General features: G+C 41.4%; 16 protein-coding genes. 12 read left to right on the forward strand and 4 right to left on the reverse strand.

What is annotated here, in order from left to right:
• The first annotated feature begins 187 nt into the window (after positions 1-187).
• The gene (locus EGS47_RS09275) at positions 188-2,491 is read left to right on the forward strand and encodes a hypothetical protein (RefSeq protein WP_306307815.1); all 2,304 of its coding nucleotides are present in this window, start codon (positions 188-190) and stop codon (positions 2,489-2,491) included.
• Between the two features lie 75 nt (positions 2,492-2,566).
• On the opposite strand, the gene aroE is transcribed toward EGS47_RS09275, so the two are convergent.
• On the reverse strand, positions 2,567-3,355 hold the full coding sequence (aroE, locus tag EGS47_RS09280; protein WP_119686754.1) for a shikimate dehydrogenase: 789 nt from the start codon (positions 3,353-3,355) through the stop codon (positions 2,567-2,569).
• A gap of 250 nt (positions 3,356-3,605) precedes the next feature.
• On the opposite strand from aroE, the gene EGS47_RS09285 reads away from it, so the two are divergent.
• Complete coding sequence (locus EGS47_RS09285; protein ID WP_119686755.1) at positions 3,606-5,048, forward strand: OmpA family protein; 1,443 nt, start codon at positions 3,606-3,608, stop codon at positions 5,046-5,048.
• 167 nt (positions 5,049-5,215) lie between these two features.
• Here EGS47_RS09285 and EGS47_RS09290 read toward each other — a convergent pair whose 3' ends face one another.
• From EGS47_RS09290 to ribA, 3 genes are all read right to left on the reverse strand, one after another.
• Positions 5,216-5,422 carry a hypothetical protein gene (locus tag EGS47_RS09290; RefSeq protein ID WP_004985269.1) on the reverse strand — a complete coding sequence of 69 codons (207 nt, stop codon included), beginning with the start codon at positions 5,420-5,422 and terminating at the stop codon, positions 5,216-5,218.
• A gap of 196 nt (positions 5,423-5,618) precedes the next feature.
• The gene (gene hemF, locus EGS47_RS09295; RefSeq protein ID WP_049175970.1) at positions 5,619-6,557 is read right to left on the reverse strand and encodes an oxygen-dependent coproporphyrinogen oxidase; all 939 of its coding nucleotides are present in this window, start codon (positions 6,555-6,557) and stop codon (positions 5,619-5,621) included.
• Positions 6,558-6,684: 127 nt separating this feature from the next.
• Positions 6,685-7,287: a GTP cyclohydrolase II gene (gene ribA, locus EGS47_RS09300; protein WP_004985274.1), complete on the reverse strand. Its 603-nt coding sequence runs from the start codon at positions 7,285-7,287 to the stop codon at positions 6,685-6,687.
• A 310-nt stretch (positions 7,288-7,597) separates the two neighbouring features.
• Here ribA and dxs point away from each other — a divergent pair, with 310 nt between their 5' ends.
• The 10 genes from dxs to EGS47_RS09350 all read left to right on the forward strand — a co-directional run bounded on the left by dxs (position 7,598) and on the right by EGS47_RS09350 (position 17,018).
• Positions 7,598-9,511 carry a 1-deoxy-D-xylulose-5-phosphate synthase gene (dxs, locus tag EGS47_RS09305; RefSeq protein WP_119686756.1) on the forward strand — a complete coding sequence of 638 codons (1,914 nt, stop codon included), beginning with the start codon at positions 7,598-7,600 and terminating at the stop codon, positions 9,509-9,511.
• A gap of 118 nt (positions 9,512-9,629) precedes the next feature.
• Positions 9,630-10,460 carry an inositol monophosphatase family protein gene (locus EGS47_RS09310; RefSeq protein WP_004985277.1) on the forward strand — a complete coding sequence of 277 codons (831 nt, stop codon included), beginning with the start codon at positions 9,630-9,632 and terminating at the stop codon, positions 10,458-10,460.
• A gap of 78 nt (positions 10,461-10,538) precedes the next feature.
• Complete coding sequence (locus EGS47_RS09315) at positions 10,539-11,078, forward strand: shikimate kinase (protein ID WP_119686757.1); 540 nt, start codon at positions 10,539-10,541, stop codon at positions 11,076-11,078.
• Positions 11,079-11,457: 379 nt separating this feature from the next.
• Positions 11,458-13,383 (forward strand): DEAD/DEAH box helicase, encoded by a 1,926-nt coding sequence (locus tag EGS47_RS09320; RefSeq protein ID WP_049175968.1) that lies wholly within the window; start codon positions 11,458-11,460, stop codon positions 13,381-13,383.
• A 115-nt stretch (positions 13,384-13,498) separates the two neighbouring features.
• On the forward strand, positions 13,499-13,693 hold the full coding sequence (locus EGS47_RS09325; RefSeq protein WP_004985281.1) for a hypothetical protein: 195 nt from the start codon (positions 13,499-13,501) through the stop codon (positions 13,691-13,693).
• A gap of 89 nt (positions 13,694-13,782) precedes the next feature.
• Positions 13,783-14,601, forward strand: coding sequence for an ABC transporter ATP-binding protein (locus EGS47_RS09330; protein ID WP_004985282.1), 819 nt, complete (start codon positions 13,783-13,785; stop codon positions 14,599-14,601).
• Complete coding sequence (gene mlaE / locus EGS47_RS09335) at positions 14,598-15,377, forward strand: lipid asymmetry maintenance ABC transporter permease subunit MlaE (protein ID WP_004985283.1); 780 nt, start codon at positions 14,598-14,600, stop codon at positions 15,375-15,377. The genes EGS47_RS09330 and mlaE overlap by 4 nt, the downstream gene beginning before the upstream one ends.
• On the forward strand, positions 15,377-16,060 hold the full coding sequence (locus tag EGS47_RS09340) for an outer membrane lipid asymmetry maintenance protein MlaD (protein ID WP_119686758.1): 684 nt from the start codon (positions 15,377-15,379) through the stop codon (positions 16,058-16,060). The genes mlaE and EGS47_RS09340 overlap by 1 nt, the downstream gene beginning before the upstream one ends.
• An 18-nt stretch (positions 16,061-16,078) precedes the next feature.
• Entirely contained in the window at positions 16,079-16,711 is a 633-nt protein-coding gene (locus tag EGS47_RS09345) for an MlaC/ttg2D family ABC transporter substrate-binding protein (protein WP_005001987.1), read from the forward strand.
• A 13-nt stretch (positions 16,712-16,724) separates the two neighbouring features.
• Entirely contained in the window at positions 16,725-17,018 is a 294-nt protein-coding gene (locus EGS47_RS09350; RefSeq protein ID WP_005001989.1) for an STAS domain-containing protein, read from the forward strand.
• Positions 17,019-17,043 lie beyond the last annotated feature (25 nt).

Here is a 17,043-nt window from a genome sequence, read left to right on the forward strand (position 1 = left end):
GGGATTATTCCTACTCATCTTTAAAAATACATTGATACTCGGTTATGAAAAAAATGTCAGAAAAGCGAATTTTGTAGATTTGGACAAAGGCTTTTTGATGATTTTCTGATAAAGTCCGAGTGTATGGTTCTGATTTAAAAATAATCATATTAGGCTAGTAACTATAACTATATTAAAGGTGTAAAGCGTGAAAGTGCGTTTAAAATATTTAACATATTGTGTACTTGGTTTAAGTCTTTCGGGGTGCACTCAACATGTCATTAAAACCAATTCGGTGAATCAAACCAATCGTGAGCGTATCATTTCTGGTTTAAATGCAATCTATGAAACGCCAAGTTATGATTATTCTGGTCAATTTAAAGTCGAAATTCAGCCAAAGCCGCAAAACAATACCGTAAAGAATGCTGCATCTGAGCAAAAACTTGATCAAAAGCTACAACAAAAGCTTGATCGTTCTTTGCTTGAACAAGGAGTTCGCCTCTCTGCACAACAAAAACAACAGTTATATGGTGCAATTGCGCAACAAAGCCTACGTGCAAATAATCAGGGGTCTTTGGGTAATTTAGATAAAATGATGGATATTGGGATCAATATCCTCAACGATGTGCAGTTTAGTTACGATGGGTCGGTACATTATCGTGAACGAATGGGATCGTTCAATTTAACCGCACGTTATGAAAAGCCAACATTATTGGTACAGGCGAAATTGCCGATGATTTTGGATTTTAAAGATTATAAATTTTATACCAACTATTTTGCGTTTATGCCGTATTTGGTTAATCGCGAAAATCAGAGCAATCTTGCTTATATCGATTTCTCCAAATATCAAAATATTTTTAAACAAGTTGATTTGAAAAAGTTGGTGGAATATCTCAAAGCTTCAGGTGCGGTGTCTTATGTATTGGCTCAACCTGAACAGTTCCAGACATTGCCGTTAAGTGATCAGGATAGATCAGCAGGCATTGTTAGAAAAATACGTATAAACAGTACTTTAGAAGAAGTGATGTTGCAAACTGATCTTTATAATAAAGTCAATGCACAATATTTAACTCAGTCAGTATTAGGCTTTAAAGAAAACTCATTTGAGCAATGGGCAGATAACAAAGCAGCGGCATTGGCAAAAAAAGCTTCCGAAACTTCTGCAAATCAGTCTCCTGAACTTGAGGCGCATGATGCCAGTCGAAAACTGTACGCGATGGTGACTGAAAAATTGGGGGTTACAGAGTCCGATCTTGCTAAGCAGTCCGATCAAACGGAGGATGAAATTCAAGCAAATACTGATGTGTTATTACCTGATGCTGAAGATCATGACCTTAGCCAAAGTCAGGATTCAATGCTTTTAACTGAAGCGCAATGTACGGATTTGCAACGATCTCAAAAATCGATGTTCTACGGTGATATCCATTATTGTCAAGAATATTATGGAATCGATCTGTTCGGCACCGCTCAAAGCAGTAACAACGATCAGCAGATTCAACAAAAGAAATTAGAAAGCACTTTTGCAGCTTATGATCAAAATCAATTCATTGATGATCAAGCATTTAAAGCACTTTGGCTTAAACATCAGTCTGAAATTGATAAAACTTTGCCCGCTGTCAAAGCGCGCACACCTTTGACGATGAATGTGGGCTTAGATGCACAAGGGCGTTTGGTCAGTGCTGATTATGACCTGAGTCTTTTATTGCCTCAAACCAATCGACGTATGCATTTTAATATGGAGATGCAGGTCAGTAATTATGGGAAAGGCACCCCCATTTCTCGTCAACAGCTTAAACAGGCAAAATCACTGAGTGAAGTGAGTAAGGGTTCTTTTCTTGAAAAAGTCGTGGGTGGTCTAACCCGGTCATTAGAGAATGAAACAGATTCCCCTACAAATGCTTCATGGTCATGGGATGAACAGCTTCAGCAATTGGCGGCTCAGGTTTATGAGCAAACGCATTCTTATGAAAAAACATTTAACGCCATTTTTATTGCTCATTTGAGTGCAAATGAGCCTGAATATGTGAAACATTTTTCTCCACAAGATTTAAAAGATATTGCGCGAGTTTATGCATATTGGTTCTCCGATGACGATATTTATAACCCGCAAGGACAGGCACTCAAACAAATTCAGGCCTTACAGCAAAAGCATCATTTAGAGGTGGATGAGCAATTTGATCAAGAGCTCGGTGCTACGGTGGATGAGATTGTAACTCAGGCAATGACGCAGTCAGGAGAACGGCAGCAGTGGCAGCAACTCAAGAAAAGTTATAAAAAACCGCAACAACTGTTTGCAGTTCAGTATCAGGCCCTTTTTGAAAAACAAGAGGGCGTTGATTTATCAACACGCCCACTGTTGATTCAGACCTCTAAAATCTTAGGACAGGCCTTTGTAGATGCGCATCAACATAAACTGACTGAACAATCTTTACAGGGATTGACTCAACAGCATTTGGAATATATTGATTATCAATTATTCGAACAGCTCTATCGTCAGATGTTGACTGAATAAGAACCATATTTTTGAAATAGCAAGCTACGTTCCAAGATGGATGTAGCTTATTTATATGTTGATTTAATCATGTATTTACAGGAATTCTTTGATTTCTGGTTTAACACCATGCCAAATGGCAAAAGCTTCTACAGCCTGACCAACGAGCATACCAAAACCTTCAGCCGTTGGCACACCACGAGCTTTGGCTTGATCAATAAAGGTGGATGGTTTGCCATAAGCCATTTCATAAGCATGATGAAATTTAAGCTCTGACGGTAACACTAATGCCTCACCACTGAGACTGGCAGATGTTGCATTGATAACCAAATCATATTCACCTGAGAGTTTAGAAAGCTCCATCATATTCAGTTGAGCCTCTGGAACAGAAGATTCAAGATCATTGATTAATTGTTCTGCTCGGGTGAGTGTACGGTTGGCAATCGTGATCTGTTTTGCACCTGCTTTAACCAATGGATAAATCACGCCTCGCGTTGCTCCACCCGCACCCAAAATTAAAATACGAGTATTTTTGAGTGACCAATTCAACGCCAAAATGGCATCGACCAGACCTTGTCCATCAGTATTGTCGCCAAATAACTGCCCGTCTTTTTTCCACAAAGTATTGACTGCTTTGGCAATCTGCGCGCGCTCTGTAAGAACGTCACACATTGCATAGGCTTGCTCTTTAAAAGGTACAGTCACATTCATTCCTGAACCGCCCTGTACAAAGAACTCAGTGACACTTTTTTCAAAACCATCTAAAGGCGCCAGACGCTTTTGATAATTCAATGTAATCCCTAATTTTTCAGCAAAAGCATAATGTAACTCTGGAGAACGTGATTGCTCAATCGGATTGCCAATTACCGCAAATTGTCCTGTCATTGCGAAGCTCCATCACTATCAAAAAATGGCATCACTATACGCTAAAAATGACCGCAAAATAAATGAGGTTTCAGCAAGATTGTTAGAAGGCCTTTGTGCATGCATTTGTAGCTTTATGATGTGTTTATGTTGCGAGTAATTGCCTAATTTTTTTGATCTGATCAAAATGTAAACGCTATTGGATATTTCTTCTTATAAATAATATCGCTTAATAATTTAAGTTGTGACACAACAAAAATGGAGAACAATAATGACATCAAACTTCAACCCGCTAGAGCTTCTGGCGGAGAGAGTGACACCGTTGGTGGTCGACCATAGTCAACTCGAAATCGATATCGATAAAAAGGCCTCATTACTTAAACAGTTTTACCCGATTATGCTGGCGTTATTTCATAAATTTCCTGACCGATTAAATAGCATATTACATGGCAGTCAGGCACCGCTACAGGAGTTGTTGGGAAATCATCAAGGCGTTTTAAATGAAATTCTGGATGCATTTTCAAAACATCATAGTTTACAGCCCGCAACGATCGAATCTCTTTTCAATCACGCGATTCCTCTCAGTGCCAGAGCGTTGAAAGAGGAGGTGGGTGAGGAAAATATTGTTTCTTACATCGGTTCTTATCTATCTCAAATAACCAGTCAGCTCCCAGCATGGTCAGCACCTATTTTATCAGGTTTGGGTTTGGGCAGCTTATTTCATGCGGCATCGGCCAGCCAGTCATTCAAAACACCACCCGCAGATTCATCGGGAGGCGGCTTTAAAAAGTTCCTGCCGTGGCTAGCTTTAATTATTCTTGCCTTATTACTTTTATTATTCTGGCGTTCTTGCCAAAAACAAACACCTGCACCGAACAGTGTTGCAGAGCCTACAGCAAGTTCTGAAGTCGCGCCAACAGTGGCTGCTACGTCTCCTGCATCCCTAAGTTTGACTTCTGGAACAGGAAATCAGGTTTTAGGTTGTCAGTCCAATGTAGGTGATAATGGTCTGGGTTCTATGCTGCAAGCGGCATTGGCTAAAGTCTTTGGTGCAGGCACCCAATGTAATATCGCCACAGATTCAGCTTATGCCACACAGTTACCTGCACAAGATAAACTAGAAAGTATTTTAAACTTGGTCAAAGCTGTTCCGAACGCAAGTATTGCATGGGTGGGTGATCAACTCACGGTGAATGCACCAGATGCAAATGCTCTAAAAGGTCTGATTGAAAAACTTAAAGCATTGGCGCCTGAATTAAATGTCGTTTCAGCTGCTCCTTTAAATGTTGAACAGTCTGTGAATAATAGTATTGATGCCAGTACGCAGGCGTTGTCTGGGCTCAATGAATCTTCAACGCCTGAACAGATCGTTCACGCATTAAATATGCAAATTATTAATTTTGCTAGTGGTTCTGCTGATATTCCAGATGCCAATAAAGCCGTGTTGGATCAGGCTGCGACGTTATTGCAAAAAGTGCCGAATCTTTCCTTAAATGTAGAAGGTTATACCGACTCAACGGGGAATGCTGAGACCAATAAAGCGCTTTCACAAAAACGTGCGCAAGCAGTTGTGGATTATTTAACTGGAAAAGGCGTAAGTAGTTCAAGCTTAAAAGCAGTAGGTTATGGTTCTGAACATCCAGTGGCAGATAACGAAACTGAACAAGGTAAATTCCGTAATCGCCGGATTGAGTTTAAGTTGGCAGATTCTTGATTTAAATAATATTTAAAATTTAAAAATAGATAAAAGTCGTCTGAATCAGGCGGCTTTTATGTTTGTGGATGCTTTAAGTTTTGGGTATTCGGAGATTGTTATTTTCAACAACGAGATGTGTGAAATTTTGTAGGGGTTTATATCGAAGTTTTGATCGTATCGGAATATTATGGATTACAAATGGATTCAATTTCTTCAATGAAGAAAATCACAGCAGCCAAAAATAAACCTATACCAGCAAGCACAGTCACAGAAATCGAAATACTGTCTGAATAAACATTTTCATATTCGATGGTAATACCAGAAGAAATCACTACAGTAGCAATCAAGGCATATAAAACCAGCATACGATGCTTTTCTAAAATGTTAGACATAATATGACCCTTTCATTTTTTTCAAATTAGATCAAAACAATATGAAATCAAGATGACAAACAGTTGCTGCTTTACTGTGTGGGGGCTTTTTTCAATCATGTAATGACATGAACTTTCATGTACTAGCAGCATAACGCATTACGGCCAACATTCAAGAGACGATTTAATAATAAATACTCTCATTTGCAAGTGAATATTACAGTTCTGCTAACCAATCATGAGGTTTTAGATAATAATCAGTGAGTTGCTTCTCAATCGAGTGTTCATCCCATTCTGGACGATAAGACCAAGCGGCAAGATTAGGAAGACTGACTAGAATTGATTCAATTCGTCCGCCTGTTTGTAGACCAAATAACGTACCACGGTCATACACCAGATTGTATTCGACATAGCGACCACGTCGATATAACTGAAATTCTCGCTGTGTTTCGGTATAAGGTTGTTCGCGATGTTTCTCAAAAATTGGAAGAATAGCATCGAGATAACCATTGCCAACGGCTTTGATGTAGTCAAAACAAGTGTCAAAATCCCACTGATTTAAGTCATCAAAAAATAAACCACCAATGCCACGTTGTTCATCGCGATGTTTCAAATAAAAATAATCATCACACCATTTTTTATGTTCAGCATAAACATGTTCGCCAAAAGGCTGACACAAATCAAAAGCAGTTTGATGCCAATGTTTGATATCTTGATTGTCTGGATAAAACGGCGTTAAATCAAAACCACCGCCAAACCACCAGATGGGCTCCTGACCTTCGGGTTCAGCGACAAATAAGCGCACATTGGCATGAGAGGTGGGAATGTTGGGATTTTTAGGATGAATCACCAATGACACGCCTAATGCTTGCGCTTTGGCACCTGCGATATTGGGATGACGCTGTGTCGCAGAAGAGGGGAGTTGGCGAATATCAATATGTGAAAACATCACGCCGCCTTTTTCGATCACTTCTCCGTCTTGCAAAACACGAGAGCGTCCGCCGCCACCTTCTGCACGTTGCCAGTCATCAATCATAAATTGTGCAGAACCGCCGCCGCGTTGTTCTTGTTGTTCTAAGGCAGCACAAATCCGTGCCTGTAGATCGAGTAAAAATTCACGTACTCGTAGAATATCAGCCGAAGTTGGATGCTGCATGAGGACCTCAAATGATCTTATTTTCTTTAGATGAAGCATATAGAAAGCGTGAGAATAAGTAAAAAAAGGATTTTATTCAGTCAATGAATAAAATCCCTTGAAATGTAAATGCGAGAATAACGTGAAATTAGAAATCATCTTTTTTATATAAATGATCCATACGTTCACGTTTAGTTTTCAAGTAATGCTCATTAAAAGGATTACGTCCAACCGTGAGTGGAACACGCTCAACTACATTGATCCCCAAATCAGTCAAAGCTTTTAATTTGAGAGGATTATTGGTGATTAATTTAACTGCTTTGACCTGCAAATGATCCAGCATAATGGTACACATATCATAGTGACGTGCATCCGCAGGAAGATTCAATAAAAGATTGGCATCGACTGTGTCGTGTCCCTGATCCTGTAAAGCATAAGCACGGATTTTATTGGTCAATCCAATACCACGGCCTTCCTGACGCAAATATAAAATAACGCCTTTACCCGTATCATTAATGAGCTGTTGTGTCGCCTGCAACTGCGGGCCGCAATCACATTTGAGTGAGGCAAAAGCATCGCCCGTGAGACACTCAGAATGAATACGCACCAGCACAGGTTCATTCGGCGCACTTTCTAAACCTTTGGATAATGCGACATGCTCTTCACCCGTTTCAGGATCTTGAAACACCGAAATATTGAAGTCACCAAACTTGGTCGGGAGTTTTGACGTTGCGACAAATTCGATAGCCACTAATTACATATCTCATCAGGAAAACGGCTAAAGTATAGCGTACTGGTCATATATTGGTAGAATTGAACTGCTGAATTTATGCATAATAATTTCTTTTTTGTATAATGCACACGATAATAGTTGATAAACAGTAAGATTATTCTGGATAATCTAGCCAACCACGCCGCAGGGAAAATTTCCATGCGACCTTGTTAGAAATGTGGCTGATTGAAGGTGACTTTAAATTCGATAAGATTATGATGTCATTCATCATATCGAATCCCATTTACCCAGCTTAGGATTTGCCAGGCTTAAAAAGGCTTTGCCACATATGTTGTATACCGAAATACCAACTCAACGCCCTGTTACGCCATTGTTAGATGAAGTTGATCATCCACAACAATTACGTCAGCTCGAGCAAGGCCAATTGACTCAAGTGGCTGATGAGTTGCGTCAGTTTATTTTATATGCGGCAGGACAAAGTGGCGGGCACTTTGGCGCAAATTTAGGTGTGATCGAGCTGACCGTTGCGCTTCATTATAGTTTTAATACCCCGCATGATCGTTTGATCTGGGATGTGGGTCATCAGGCTTATCCGCACAAAGTATTGACGGGGCGTCGTGAACAATTGACCACGATTCGTGCTCAACATGGTCTGGCTGCATTCCCTGCGCGTGAAGAATCTGTATTTGATACTTTTGGTGTTGGGCATTCTTCAACTGCAATTTCGGCAGGATTGGGTATGTCACTTGCGCGCCGTTATCAGCAAAATCCATGCGAAGTGGTGTGTATTGTGGGTGATGGCGCCATGACCGCTGGTATGGCTTTTGAAGCCATGAATGATGCTGTGGCACATGATGCAGATCTAATTGTGGTTTTAAATGACAACGACATGTCCATCTCCTGTAGCACAGGTGGCTTTGCCAAACATTTGGCAGCCATTTGGGAACATGGTCATTCAGTCAATATCAATGACGAGGGTGAGGCTTATGTACAGCCTCATCCACAATGGACATATAATTCACGGTTACATCAGTCTGCTACTGATGCCGCAGATAACTTATTTAAAGCTATTGGTTTTGATTATTTTGGCCCTTTTGATGGGCATGATGTTGAACAACTGGTCAATGTTTTCAATGCGCTGAAAAAACGTAAAGGACCTCGTCTGGTTCATGTCTATACTAAAAAAGGCAAAGGATTTAAGCCCGCTGAAGCTGACCCGATCACCTATCATGCCATTACCAAAATTGCACCAGTCGCGACTGCACCAGCAAAGAAATTACCTCCAAAATATTCTGATGTCTTTGGGCAATGGTTATGTGATCAAGCGGAGCAGGATGATCGACTTTTAGCGATTACCCCCGCGATGTGTGAAGGGTCGGGCATGGTGAAATTTGCCAAGCAATATCCTGAACGTTTCTTTGATGTAGCGATCGCTGAGCAACATGCAGTCACTTTGGCTGCGGGCATGGCGTGTGAAGGCTTAAAACCAGTTGTGGCAATTTACTCGACCTTTTTGCAACGCGGTTATGATCAGCTGATTCACGATGTAGCTTTACAGAATCTGGATGTGACTTTTGGTATTGATCGTGCGGGTTTAGTGGGTGAAGATGGCCCAACGCATGCAGGTGTCTATGATTATGCCTATATGCGTACCGTGCCAAACATGGTGATCATGGCGCCTAAAGACGAAAATGAATGTCGCCAAATGCTACATACCGCGTATTTACACGTAGGGCCTGCTGCTGTTCGTTACCCACGTGGTAATGGAATTGGTGTGGAAATTCAGCAAACATTGACCGCGCTCGAAATAGGCAAAGCTGAAATTGTAGCGGAATACCACGCCGAATATGATGAACAAATTAGCATTCTTGCCTTTGGTAGTCGTGTGACGGCAGCTATTGAAGCGGCTGTTGAACTCAGCAAATTGCATGATATTGGGGTACGTGTCATCAATATGCGCTTTGTGAAACCATTTGACGAACAAATCATTCGTGATTTCGCAGAAAAAACCAGTTTATTTGTGACAGTTGAAGAGCATGCGGTTATGGCAGGTGCAGGCAGTGCCGTAAATGAGTTTTTGGCCAAAGCACAAATCTTGAAACCAATACTGAACTTAGGCTTAGCTGATAGTTTTCTGGCTCAAGCCACACATGCACAGATGTTACAGAGTTGTGGGCTAGATGCGGAAGGTATCCAGAAAGCCATAGAAAAAGTGTGGTTAAAGCTTGTACAGACAGCTTAAATTCTTCAGTTAAAAAAATCCTAACATTTTTTACCCAAAAGCGCGCTAATTTGATAGAATCTGCGCGCTTTTATGCATTATTCTTTGTCAAAATCTTCAAACTTGTAGTGGGTGTTCAATGGAACCTATGGTGGTCATGGCTGCGCGTGCAGCTCAATTAGTTGGTCAAGAGCTTTTAAAAGCACATCAAAATCGTCATAAGCTCGATCTACAAGTTGAAGAAAAAGGCATTGAAGGTCCAGTAACACGTGTTGACCGTTATTTAGAACAACTGACCATTGATACTTTACGTAAAAGTTATAAGAACCACAGCTTTCTAGGCGAGGAGTTTGGCCTACAAGAAGGTAAAGGTCATGATGCCGACTGGTGTTGGGTAATTGACCCATTAGATGGCACACAAAACTTTATCAACGGTTTTCCACATTTTTGTATATCTATTGCTGTGCAACATAAAGGCATTACCCAACATGGTGTGATTTACGATCCAGTTCGCGATGAATTATTTTCAGCGAGTCGTGGTCGCGGTGCTGTGATGAATCAGCGCCGTATCCGTGTCAATGTCCGTGACAATCTAGAAAATGCTTTCTTAGCAGTGGGTCATCCGTATCGTGCGATGCGTAATGGCGAAGTGGTATCTTATGCCGAGCAACATTTTGCTTCATTGCTAGCAGTGACTCAAGCGGGAGCGCATATTCGTCGTGCAGGTTCTGCTGCGTTAGATTTGGCTTATGTTGCTGCGGGTCGTTTTGATGGCTTCTTTGAAGTAGGTCTAAAACCGTGGGATATTGCTGCGGGTGAATTGATTGTCAAAGAAGCAGGCGGTGTTGTGGTCGATGCCCGTGGTGGCAATGATTCAATGGAAAATGGTCAGGTTCTGGCATCTTCATTAAAAATGTTAAAGCCATTGATGCAAACGGTTGTACCTGCATGGGGCGAAATGGCGAAGTAAGCTGAATCGATGCATTAAAAAAGCTCTCATGAAAATTTGAGGGCTTTTTTTTACAATAAGAGAAATAGAAATAAAGTCATGATGATTTATTTGATTGGTCCAGGTGGAGCTGGAAAAACAACAACTGCACAGTTGTTAGCATCACAACTTGGCTGGGATTGTTTTGATCTGGATTTATACTTTATGCAAACTGTGGGCGATATTTCCACATATATTGACCAATTTGGTTATGCATATTATGCACAAAAAAATATTGAGTGTTACTTAACCATAATGCATAAGGTTCATCAAAAAGGAAGTAATGTAATTGTGGTCTGCTCTTCTGGTTTTATGACTTATCCAGAAGACATTCATTTAAATTATTTAGAGCTCAAAAAGCAAATACTTGAACATTCTTTAACTTTTGTATTGCTTCCTTCGTTAAGTTTTGAAATTTGTGTGCAGGAAATTGTCGAAAGACAAATGAATCGATCCTATTTAAAAGCCTCAGCAGAGAAAGAACGCGATAAAATAATACAGAGATTTCATATTTATTCTCAATTACCCTGTCAAATCAAGCTTACAGATGTACAGCCATTAGAAGTGGTAAATAATATTAAAAACAATTTGAATCAATAGCTTATATTTCTTATGCAATTGTTTATTGCAGAGAGTAAGTTAACTTGTTTGATTTTATGTAAAAACCTATTAAAAAAGGTGACTTTTAAAAACTTTCTGTTATACTCTCGCCACGCACTTAAATTTCCGTTCATTACCTGAACATTCTGTTCTATTCATTGTATGCGCACGCCGTCCATAGAGAGGACCATTCATTGCGCCCAAATCGCTCAGCGATTCTTCAGGTTCCGGCCGTAATCATGCGTGCGTATAGTCTACATCGTCGTTATTCGGATTGCTGTTGAATATAAACTATTCAGCCTAAGATGCCGTGCCGCCTTTTGTCGATGTCCATATTTGTATTTATTAAAATGGAGCACCCATCAGGGTGAAACTCTCTATGAGCAAAACTTTTGCCGATTTCTCTCTACACGAATCTTTACAACAAGCACTACAGGACCTTGGTTTCACTTCACCAACCCCTGTGCAAGAACAAGCGATTCCAGCTGCTATTGAAGGTAAAGACCTTTTAGTATCAAGCCAAACTGGTTCTGGTAAAACAGCAGCATTTTTATTACCAACATTACATGCGCTTGCTGGTCAGGACACTTTTGTTCCGTTTAAAGAACGCATGAAAGCAGTAACTCAACCGAATATTTTAGTGATTTCACCAACACGTGAATTGGCTCAACAAGTCAGTCAAGATGCGATTGCATTTGTACGTCATATGAAAGGTGTTCGTATCGCTGCGATTATGGGTGGTATGCCATTTGCAAAACAAATTCAACAATTAAAAGGCGCGCAAGTAGTGGTTGCTACTCCAGGCCGTTTGTTGGATTTGGTCAATCGTCGTCAAATTAAATTAGACAAAGTAGATGCTTTGATTGTCGATGAAGCGGATCGTATGCTTGATCTTGGTTTCTCTGAAGATTTGGAAGCGATTAGCGAATTAGCTGCAAACCGTAAACAAACGTTGATGTTCTCTGCAACATTTGCTGATCGTATCATCCGTCTTGCTGAATGCATGATGCAGGATCCAATGCGTATTGCGATTGAGACAGGTCATTCAACCAATACTGACATTACCCAGACTTTACACTGGACTGATGGTTTTGAGCATAAGAAAAAATTGCTGACTCACTGGTTAAGTGATGAAAATCTAGATCAGGCTGTGGTGTTTGCAAGCACACAAGAAGACACAGACATGCTGGCTGAAGAACTTGCTGAAGCAGGTCATTCAGTGGTTGCACTTCATGGTGCGATGCCACAAACCGTGCGTAACCGCCGTTTGCGTAGCATTCGTGAAGGTAAAGCTAAAATCTTGGTTGCGACTGACGTTGCTGCGCGTGGTTTAGACGTACCGACTATTTCTCACGTGATTAACTTTGGCTTGCCAATGAAACACGAAGATTATGTGCATCGTATCGGTCGTACAGGTCGTGCAGGTCGTACAGGTCAGGCGATTACTTTAGCAACTTATCGTGAGCGCGGTAAAATTCGTGCCCTTGAAGATTATTTAGAAGCGCGTTTGAGCGTTTCTGAAATCGAAGGCTTAGAGCCATCTCCACCTCCTGCGCGTTCAGGTCGTGATGGCGGTGGTCGTGGTCGCGGTGGTAACGGTGGTGGTCGTCGTGAAGGCGGTCGCGGTGGTTTTGGTGGCGGTCGTCGTTTTGAAGGCGAAAGCAACTTTAAACGCCGTGAAGGTGGTCGTGATGATCGTCCGCGTCGTAGCTTCGATGATAAACCACGTGGTGAACGTCCTGCATTTGGCGGTGAAGATCGTCCGCGTCGCGAGTTCAATTCTGACCGTCCACGTCGTGAAGGTGGTTTTGAAGATCGTCCAAAACGTAGCTTCGGTGGTGAAGATCGTCCGCGTCGCGAGTTCAATTCTGACCGTCCACGTCGTGAAGGCGGTTTTGAAGATCGTCCAAAACGTAGCTTCGGTGGTGAAGATCGTCCGCGCCGCGAATTCAATTCTGACCGTCCACGTCGTGAAGGTGGTTTTAATGATAAACCGCGTTTCGAATCAAATGATGACAACCGTGGTAATCGCGTAGATTACAAACCACGTCGTGAGGGTGGTTTCGGTGATCGTCCAAAACGTGATTTTGGTGATCGTCCAGCACGTCGCGAAGGTGGTTTTGGTGACCGTCCACAACGCTCATTTGGTGAAGATCGTCCAAAGCGTAGTTTTGGCGGTGAAGATCGTCCTAAACGTACTTTTGGTGGTGAAGACCGTCCTAAACGTTTCGGTGATGACCGTCCGCGTCGTGGTGTAAACGAAGAAAACTTTGGTCGTGACCGTTCACGTAAAAATGATCGTTAAGATTTAATTTCTGAAGTTATTTTAAAGCCGGTGCTTTTATGCATCGGCTTTTTCTTGTAATAAAACTATCAAAAAATATATAATATGAGAACCGTGTCAGGTTTTTATTGTAAAAATGAAAGAAAAAAAGGATCTTAATGTAAAATTCTTGTCCCGATTACGTCATTTCAATTTGCGCAAACTTGGCGCAGCGCTAGTAATTGGGAATGCTTTATATTTTTCTTATAGTATCTACGTTCATCATGACATTTCACCACAAGCACTTGCAATGCAAGATCATCAAAATAACAGTATTCAGCTCATCAAGTAATTGGTCGTTTCATTGTTAAATAACAAGAATTTCATAAACGTTCAGTGCTATATTATGCGAGCTTAAAATATGCAGGAACATATACTGCTATGAATAATTCGATACTTTCGACAGCTCAGCCACTGATTGAAGTGAAAAATCTGAGTTTTAATCGAGGGGAGCGCGTCATCTATGACAATGTTGATTTAACCATTCGACGTGGACAAATTACAGGCATCATGGGGCCATCAGGCACAGGAAAAACAACACTATTACGATTAATTGGGGGACAATTAACTCCAGATCGTGGTGAGGTTCTGCTTGATGGTAAGGATATTGCCAGCATGTCTCGTCAAGAGTTATTTGCCGCACGGGCACGTATGGGTATGCTGTTTCAAAGTGGTGCACTCTTTACCGATATGTCTGTCTATGAAAATGTGGCATTCCCCATTCGTGCGCATACCCATTTACCAGAACATTTAATCGCTGAATTGGTCGGACTTAAATTAGAATCCGTCGGTTTGCGCGGTGCAGAACACCTGATGCCAACAGAGCTTTCAGGCGGTATGAATCGTCGTGTGGCTCTAGCACGTGCCATTGCCCTTGATCCAGATTTGATTATGTATGATGAGCCTTTTGCGGGTCAGGATCCGATTGTAAAAGGAGTGTTGACGCGATTGATCCGTTCACTCCGCGAAGCATTAGATCTAACCACGATAATTGTGTCTCATGATGTCGCTGAAACACTTGAAATTTCAGATTATATTTATGTGATTGCTGAAGGTAAAATTCAGGGTGAGGGGACACCTGAACAATTACAGGCTTCAGCTTCACCTTTTGTAAAACAATTTTTGACAGGCTCTGCCGAAGGACCCGTTGAATATCAATTTAGCCATCAAGCATATTTAAGTAACGAGGTACATCCATGAATGCGATTGCCTGGTTAGGTCGACTCGTGATTGAGCGGGTACGTGGAATTGGTGACGCAACGGTTATGTTGCTACAAATTATCTTTTCTTTGCCGTCTGCGGGTGGTTTTGGTCGATTTATCTACCAAATGTACCGTGTTGGCGTCATGTCCTTACTCATCATCGCTGTATCTGGGTTATTTATTGGGGCTGTTCTTGGCTTGCAGATGTATAACATTCTGGTGACTTTTGGTAGTGAGGCCATGCTAGGCACCGCAATTGCACTGACCTTGTTGCGTGAGCTTGCACCTGTTGTAGCAGCGTTATTATTTGCAGGACGTGCAGGCTCTGCGCTAACTGCTGAAATTGGTCTGATGAAAGCCACAGAGCAACTTTCCAGTATGGAAATGATTGGGGTTGATCCATTAAAACGTGTGGTTTCGCCTAGATTATGGGCTGGGATTGTGAGTTTACCGATGCTCTCAATTATATTTGCTGCGATTGGTATTTTTGGTGGTAAAGTCGTCGGCGTCGATTTTTTGGGCGCGGATGATGGTTCATTTTGGAGTGGCATGCAAAGCTCGATTCAGTTTATGCATGACATTTTTAATGGAACCGTGATTAAAAGTATTGTATTTGCTCTGATTTGTACATGGATTGCGGTTTATCAGGGCTATGCCTGTGAACCGACTTCAGAAGGTATTGCGACATCAACCACTCGTACAGTGGTGTATTCATCGCTGTGTGTTTTAGGTTTTGACTTTGTGTTGACTGCGGTCATGTTCGGAGGTGTTTAATGAAATCACGTACTAGTGAGCTGGCCGTAGGGATTTTTGTCATTATCTTTGGCGTGGCCTTGTTCTTTTTGGCGATGAAAGTCAGTGGTCTGGTTGGAACCAATTTAAATGACAGTTATCACATGACGGCGCGTTTTGATAATGTGAATGGTCTTAAATCACGTGCTAAAGTCACCATGAGTGGCGTAACTGTCGGACGGGTTGAATCGATTACGCTTGATCCTGTAACTCGTTTAGCGACTGTTGATTTTGATCTGGATGGAAAATTGACTTCATTCAATGCAGAACAGCTCAAAGCGGTTCAACAAAATGCTTTGGATGAGTTACGTTACAGTTCTGATTATACGCAAGCCAATGCTGCGCAACAAAAAGAAATGGAACAGAAACTGATTGCCAACATGAAATCCATCACGAATATCGATGAAGATGCTTATATAATGATAGCAACCAACGGTTTATTAGGTGAAAAGTATCTTAAAATTGTACCAGGTGGTGGATTTAACTATTTAAAACGTGGTGAAAATATTACCAATACTCAAGGTACAATGGATCTTGAAGATCTGATTAGTAAGTTTATTACTGGTGGTGCCAATAAATCATCATCGGGTGGCTCGGCAGAAGACTCGGCGTCAAAGCCACAGGCGGCTGCATCCAATAGTGCCGAACCTTCTTTTACTGAGTAATTTTAAGGAGCGATTCTTGTGAAGACGTTGTTCAAACAAACCCTTACTGCAAGTGTACTATCTACTCTTCTTGCAGGTACTGCATTTGCTGCGCCAGCAGAAGCGCCACCAGCATTTATTAAACGTGTTGCCGATAATTTTATTTCGCGTTTACAGGCAGATCATGCCAAGCTGCAAAACAATCCGACTGCTGTAAAAGCAATTGTACGTCAAAATCTTGATCCATATATTGATTCGCAAGCGTTTACCCGCATTGTGATGGGAACTTATGCGACCAATCAAAACAGTACCGCGGCGCAACGTGCGCAGTTTGAAAAGAATTTCCGTGAAACTTTGATTGAAAACTATGGCACTGCGTTCGCAAAATATAGTAATCAAAGCTATACCATACGCCCTTATAAAGAAACGGGTAGTCGTAACCCTGTGGTGACGATTGATTTTAGTAACAAAGGCGACAAGATTCCTGTTTCCTTCCAGCTTACCGATGCTAGCAGTCAGTGGAAAATTCGTAATATCAATGTGTCTGGTATCGATTTAGGTTTGCAATTCCGTAACCAGTTTGCTGCAACGGTACAGCGTAATGGTGGTAATCTGGACAAAGCCATTGCCAACTTTAAGCCAGATGCTGATGCGGCTGTAAACAAAAAATAAGTGAAGGTTTATTGTGATTGAAATCGTCGATCAGCACTTGGTGCTATCAGGAAAGATTGATTTTGACAATGCACAGACGGTTTATCAGGATGGTCTCCGTTTGATTCAACAACATCAACACTTTCCTTTGGTGGTGGATTTAAGCCAATTACAGCATGGTAGTACTTTGGCATTGGCAGTTTTGGTGCAATGGCTAAGAAAAACACCAAATGCACAAGGGTTACATTTTCAGGATGTACCAGAAAAAATGCTCAAAATTATCCAGTCTTGTCATTTACAGGATGATCTAACCCTGCTGCACAGCTAATTAAATTTCAATAAAAAAAGCACCG

The organism is Acinetobacter sp. FDAARGOS_515 (assembly GCF_003938865.1).
Lineage (GTDB): Bacteria > Pseudomonadota > Gammaproteobacteria > Pseudomonadales > Moraxellaceae > Acinetobacter > Acinetobacter ursingii.